This is a genomic window from Streptomyces sparsus, from assembly GCF_054776295.1.
The window spans coordinates 1-5464 of sequence record NZ_BAAHCA010000275.1 but is presented as its reverse complement, the minus strand read 5'-3'; the positions used below and the strand labels follow the sequence as shown (position 1 = coordinate 5464).

Annotated in this window: 7 protein-coding genes and 1 pseudogene; 1 reads left to right on the top strand and 7 read right to left on the bottom strand. The window is 72.4% G+C overall.

The genetic code is table 11. From position 1 onward, the window contains the following. The 7 genes and pseudogenes from ACYVE9_RS14265 to ACYVE9_RS14235 all read right to left on the bottom strand — a co-directional run. Positions 1-473: pseudogene (locus tag ACYVE9_RS14265) on the bottom strand (transcriptional regulator); the annotation flags it as partial. Positions 474-475: 2 nt separating this feature from the next. Continuing rightward, the gene (locus ACYVE9_RS14260) at positions 476-958 is read right to left on the bottom strand and encodes a hypothetical protein (RefSeq protein WP_461028205.1); all 483 of its coding nucleotides are present in this window, start codon (positions 956-958) and stop codon (positions 476-478) included. A 567-nt stretch (positions 959-1525) separates the two neighbouring features. Beyond that, positions 1526-2038, bottom strand: a complete 513-nt coding sequence (locus tag ACYVE9_RS14255) for a pyridoxamine 5'-phosphate oxidase family protein (protein WP_461028204.1) — start codon at positions 2036-2038, stop codon at positions 1526-1528. A 154-nt stretch (positions 2039-2192) separates the two neighbouring features. Next, positions 2193-2861, bottom strand: a complete 669-nt coding sequence (locus ACYVE9_RS14250; RefSeq protein ID WP_461028203.1) for a DUF5063 domain-containing protein — start codon at positions 2859-2861, stop codon at positions 2193-2195. Further along, complete coding sequence (recR, locus tag ACYVE9_RS14245) at positions 2854-3453, bottom strand: recombination mediator RecR (protein ID WP_461028202.1); 600 nt, start codon at positions 3451-3453, stop codon at positions 2854-2856. Before recR ends, ACYVE9_RS14250 begins: the two co-directional genes overlap by 8 nt. Positions 3454-3537: 84 nt before the next feature. After that, the gene (locus tag ACYVE9_RS14240) at positions 3538-3873 is read right to left on the bottom strand and encodes a YbaB/EbfC family nucleoid-associated protein (RefSeq protein ID WP_461028201.1); all 336 of its coding nucleotides are present in this window, start codon (positions 3871-3873) and stop codon (positions 3538-3540) included. Between the two features lie 338 nt (positions 3874-4211). Further along, positions 4212-4469 carry a hypothetical protein gene (locus ACYVE9_RS14235; protein WP_461028200.1) on the bottom strand — a complete coding sequence of 86 codons (258 nt, stop codon included), beginning with the start codon at positions 4467-4469 and terminating at the stop codon, positions 4212-4214. Positions 4470-4561: 92 nt separating this feature from the next. On the opposite strand from ACYVE9_RS14235, the gene ACYVE9_RS14230 reads away from it, so the two are divergent. Continuing rightward, positions 4562-5464: alpha/beta fold hydrolase (locus tag ACYVE9_RS14230; RefSeq protein ID WP_461028199.1), on the top strand; the 903-nt coding region annotated here is incomplete at its 3' end.

Below are 5464 nucleotides of genomic sequence, written 5' to 3'. Positions count from 1 at the left end.
GTGTCCACGTCCTCGAACGGCCAGATGCCGTGCAGGAGCCGTCGGCGCCGACGGGTCTCCCGTCCGATGTGGCCGGCGTGCACCGGGCGGACCGGGCCGAGCCAGTGCGCGACACCGCTGCGGAAGCGGATCGAGCCGGCGTCCGGCGCGAGCACGAAGTAGGCGGCGTCGTAGAGGGCCGCGAGGTGGCACATTTCCAGTTCACCGCGCGCCAGCCGGCCGTCCGCGAGCAACGCGTCCGCCACCCGGCAGCGGGCGCCCCCGGTGTTCACCGCCTCCTCCCACCGCTCGGCGGCGAGCCGGCCGGTGCGGATCAGCAGCACGTCCAGGCTGGGCGCGTCGGGGCTCTCCGCGTGCACGACCTCGCCCTCCACCAGGTACAGCGCACCGGTGTCGCAGAGCAGGGCACCCGTCGCACGGTCGGCCGCCAACCGGTCGAGCGTGGGATGGGGAGGTGCCGGGGCCTCGGTCATGGTCACACGAGCACCAGGCGGTCGGCGAGCTCCTGGAGTCTGAGCCGGGCGAGGGCCAGGTTGCCGGTGTCGCGGTCCAGCCACAGGTGGATGAACACGCTGCTGTCGAAGGTCGTTTCGACAAAACGCAGCAGGTGGTAGCCGTCCCGTGAGGTGACGATCACGTCCTCGACGGGCAGCCCCTTCCCGTCCGGGAAGCCGGGCGGCGGTGCGACGGCGCGGCCCGAACCGGCGGCGTGGCCCGGTCCGGCACCGATGCCCGGTCCGGCGGCGTTCGGTCCGGCGGCGTCGTTCGGCGCGAACGAGAGGTGCTCGGCGGCCATCCGGGCCAGTTCGGCCGTCTCGGCGGCGGATGACTCGTGGTCGCCGGAGGGTGATTCACCCACGGTGCCGAGCGCGAGACCGCTGGTCCAGTCGACCACGGCGGCACCGCGCGCGCCGGGCAGCACCATGGCTTCCAGCAGGCACTCGTCGATTCCGGGCACAGCGACTCCCCTCCCCTTCCCGGCGCTGCGTTCGCCTCGCCAGTGAGTGAGAAGTTACGGAACGTGTTGCCCGTTCGGGGGAGTTCTGCGGTTTTTCGACGCAAGGGCCCACCGGTTGTCTAAAGTTCGCCCGCAAACCCGTCGGGCAGATGCCTGGGGCACACATTCAGCCGTTCCCCGGCTCCCGGCTGAGCTGGGCACATCGGCCGAGCCGCCGCACGGTCGCCGTGTCGGCTACGACCGGGGTTGCGCGGTTGTGCCAGCCCAGCGCCTCAGCAGGGCGGCATGGACGCGGGCGCGGGGCGGCGGACGGTACGGCCTCCGATTGGCTTGTCCCTGCCGTCAACGCCTGTCATGCCTCTGGCGTATGCCACCTGGTCATTCTGCAAAGCGCCCGCGTGCAAAGCCCGCCCGCGCGCCGCCTTCCGCTTCCACCCGCCGCCGTCCCGCGCCCCGCCACCCGGCGAGCGCCGTCCGGCGACCTCCCGCAGCCGCCGGAGCAGGGGCCGCGAGGGAAGAGGGGGGAAGGGGGGCGGGAAGGAGGGCGGAGGAAACGGGAGGGCGGTGTCAGGGGCGCCAGCGGGTCTGACTGAACGGCTCGCCCTTGCCGAAGCCGAACACCTTCGTCGGACGCACCCCGAAGACCAGTGCCCGACCGCCGTCGCCGAGGAAAACGCCGTCGCCGACCTCGAAACGCCAGGCGCTGCCGTACTTCTCCTCGTAGCAGGCCGCCAGCTCACGGAGCTCGGCGTCCTCGGTGATCCGGCGCGCCTCCCCCTCGACGACCAGGTCCAGGCCCACGCCGAGCGTGTTGCCTCCGGTCGTGAGCACGCAGTGCGGCGACTGCGCCAGGTTGTGCGCCTTCTGCTCGGTCGGCCCGGTGCAGAAGTGCAGCGCGCCCTCCCGCCACACACCGATCAGCGGGGTGACGTGCGGACGTCCGTCGGCCCGTGCCGTCGCCAGCCAGTACACCTCCGCGGCGGCCAGCGCCTCCCGCGCCACCGCCCAGGGCACCGCCTCCGCACCGGGACTGCTGAAGCGGGAGTCGAGCTCCCCGACCGGTTCCGTGCTGTCCGCCATACGATCCGCGCTCCTCCACGCCGGGAACCACCTGCACACGGACGGACGGTCCGGCGGACGGAAACTCATCGCTCCGCCCACCGGCCCGCCCAGCCCTACGTGCACACGCCCGCCACCGCGGCAGGCACTCCCTCGGACGCTCGGCCCCGGAGCGTCAGCGGGTGGGCTTCAGTCCCAGGGGCGCGGCGATCTCCGCGGCCATCACGGCGCCCGCCTCCCGCTCCAGCTCGCCGTCGTCGGACTCCGCGACCGGGCTGTCCGTGTCCAGACCGTCCAGCTCCTGGAGCGGGGTGTCCAGGCGCACGTGCGCCACGAGCGACTGGAGGGCCCGCAGGGCGGCCGAGGCGGTCGCGCCCCAGTTGGAGAGGTACGAGAACTGCCACCACCACAGCGCTTCGGAGACGCGTCCCGCGCGGTAGTGCGCCATGCCGTGGCGCAGGTCGGTCAGCACGTCGGCCAGGTCGTCGGAGATCCGGCAGGCCACCGGGGCCTTGCGCGGAACGTAGGGGTCGAACACCTCGGAGTAGACGTCGACCGGGTCCAGCAGGACCGCCAGGCGTTCCCGCAGCTCGTCGACGTCCGGCTCGGGACCGGTGTCCGCCTCGTAGCGCTCCTCGGGAACGATGTCCTCGTGGGCGCCCAGCCGACCGCCGGCCAGCAGCAGCTGCGACACCTCCAGCAGCAGATACGGCACCGCGCTGTCGGGCTCGTCGCCCTTGGCGACCTCGGTCACGGCAAGGATGAAGCTCTGGACCTGGTCGGAGATCTGCACGGCGAAGTCGTCCGGGTCGGACGTGCGGATGGCCTGCGTGGATTCAGACATCAAGCAACCTTCTCCCCTCGAAGGCACGCCCCAACGTGACCTCGTCGGCATATTCCAGATCGCCCCCGACAGGGAGACCACTGGCCAGTCTGGTGACCTTCAAACCCAGGGAGGAGACCATGCGCGCCAGGTACGTGGCGGTGGCCTCCCCTTCGAGATTGGGATCCGTGGCGATGATCAACTCGGTGACGCTGCCGTCGGCGAGCCTGGCCAGCAGTTCCCTTATCCGCAGATCGTCGGGGCCGACCCCTTCGATCGGGCTGATCGCCCCACCCAGCACGTGGTACCGACCGCGGAACTCACGCGTCCGCTCGATCGCCACCACGTCCTTGGGCTCCTCGACCACACAGATCACCGTGCGGTCGCGGCGCGGGTCGACGCAGACCCGGCAGTGTTCCTCCTGCGCCACGTTGTGGCACACGACGCAGAAGCGGACCTTCGCCTTGACCTCGGTCAGTGCGTGCGCGAGTCGGCGGACGTCCGCCGACTCGGACTGGAGGATGTGGAAGGCGATCCGCTGCGCGCTCTTGGGACCGACGCCGGGCAGCCTGCCCAGTTCGTCGATGAGGTCCTGAACCACGCCTTCGTACACGGTCGCTGACTCCTTCTCCTGCCGTGCGCGCCACGTCGGGCGACGCGCTGGACGGACGCGGATGCGTCCGGTGGCCGGGGACGCCTAGAAAGGCAGCCCCGGCATGCCGCCGAGCCCCTGGGCCAGCGGGCCGAGCTTGGTCTGCTGGAGCTGCTGCGCCGCGTTGTTCGCGTCACGCACCGCGGCGAGCACCAGATCGGCGAGCGTCTCGGTGTCCTCAGGGTCCACCGCTTTGGGATCGATGACCAGTGCGCGGAGCTCACCGGCCCCCGTCACCGTGGCCTTCACCAGGCCACCGCCCGCCGAGCCCTCGACGGGCGTCTCGGCCAGCTCCTCCTGGGCCGCGGCGAGATCCTGCTGCATCTTCTGAGCCTGCTGCAGCAGCTGCTGCATGTCGGGCTGACCACCACCGGGAAACACGGCTTCGCTCCTGGGCGTCGACTGCGTCTGACCGGAACCCGCTGTGCCGGGCTCCTGCTGTGTGCTGAGCCTACGTGGTCGGCGGGCCGTGCGTCCGTCTCCGTCACGGTTCGTCTCGCTCACCTCCGCCCGGGCGGACCCGGCGAGGGCAACGGTCGGGGGCGTCGTGGCGGGGATGTCGTGGCGGGGTGTCGTGGCGGTCGGGGTACGGCCGTCGGGGACGAACAGCCGTCAGGCCGTCGGCCTCGCGGGTGCCGGCGTCACGACGGCCTTCCGAGGTCGGCGCCTCGACGGTCGGCCTCGCGACCGTCCGCCCCGCCACCGTCGGCCTCGCGGCGTCACTCGTGGTGGATCTCCTCGACCAGGGTCGCGCCCAGCTCGCGGACGATGAGGTCGTAGCCGGAGAGCGCCGTCTCGTCGAGGTCCGGATCGTCCTCCTCGGCAATGTCGTCCTCGGCGGACACCGGCTGCCGGGGCGGCGCGGCCACCGCTGCCCTGGATTCGACGGACGCGTCCGTCGGAGCGGGCTGCGCGGCCGAGCCGGACGGCGGGCCCGAGGCGGGCTGCGGAACGGTGGGGGCGGGCGCGGACGCCACGGACACTCCTCCGCCGCCGAACCCGCCGCCGGAGTGTTCCGGCTCGACGACCATCCGCCGCACACGCGGTGGCGACAGGGAGGGGAAGCCGCATGAGCACCGCACTGGAAGGCGCCCGCGAACGCCGGATCACCACCTCCGACGGCGTCAGGCTGTGCGTGGCCGAACTGGGCGACGCCGACCTGCCCACCGTGGTGCTGGTACACGGTTATCCGGACTCCAAGGAGGTCTGGTCGCTCGTCGCGGAACGTCTGCGGAGCCGCTTCCACGTCGTGCTGTACGACGTGCGCGGGTGCGGCCGGTCGTCGGCGCCGGAGCCGCTGCGCGGCGGCTTCACGCTGGAGAAGCTCACCGCCGACTTCCTCGCCGTCATCGACGCGGTGAGCCCCGGCCAGCCGGTCCATCTGGTGGGGCACGACTGGGGCTCGGTGCAGGGCTGGGAGTTCGCCACGGTGGCCGCCGTCGAGGGGCGCGTCGCCTCCTTCACCTCCCTCTCCGGCCCCTCCCTCGACCACTTCGGGCACTGGCTGGCGCGGCGGGTCTCCCGGCCCACCCCTCGCCGGGTCGGGCAACTGCTCGGCCAGGGAGCCAAGTGCTGGTACGTCTACCTGCTGCACACGCCGAGACTGCCGGAGCTGGCCTGGCGCGGGCCGCTGGGCCGGCGCTGGCCGCGGATACTGCGGCGGGTGGAGAAGACCCCGGACGACGGCTATCCCACCGCTTCGCTGCCGCGGGACGCCGCCCACGGCGCCTGGTTGTACCGGGACAACGTGCGACCCCGGCTGGCCCACCCGCGAGCGGACGCCTACGCCCACACACCAGTGCAGCTGATCGTCCCCACCGAGGACGCCTTCCTGTCCCCGCGGCTCTACGACGGCCTGGAGCAGTGGGTGCCCCGGCTGACCCGCCGCACGCTGCCCGCCCGGCACTGGGCACCGCGGACCCGGCCCGACCTGCTGGCCGAGTGGATCGCCGAGTTCGCCACCGCCCACGAG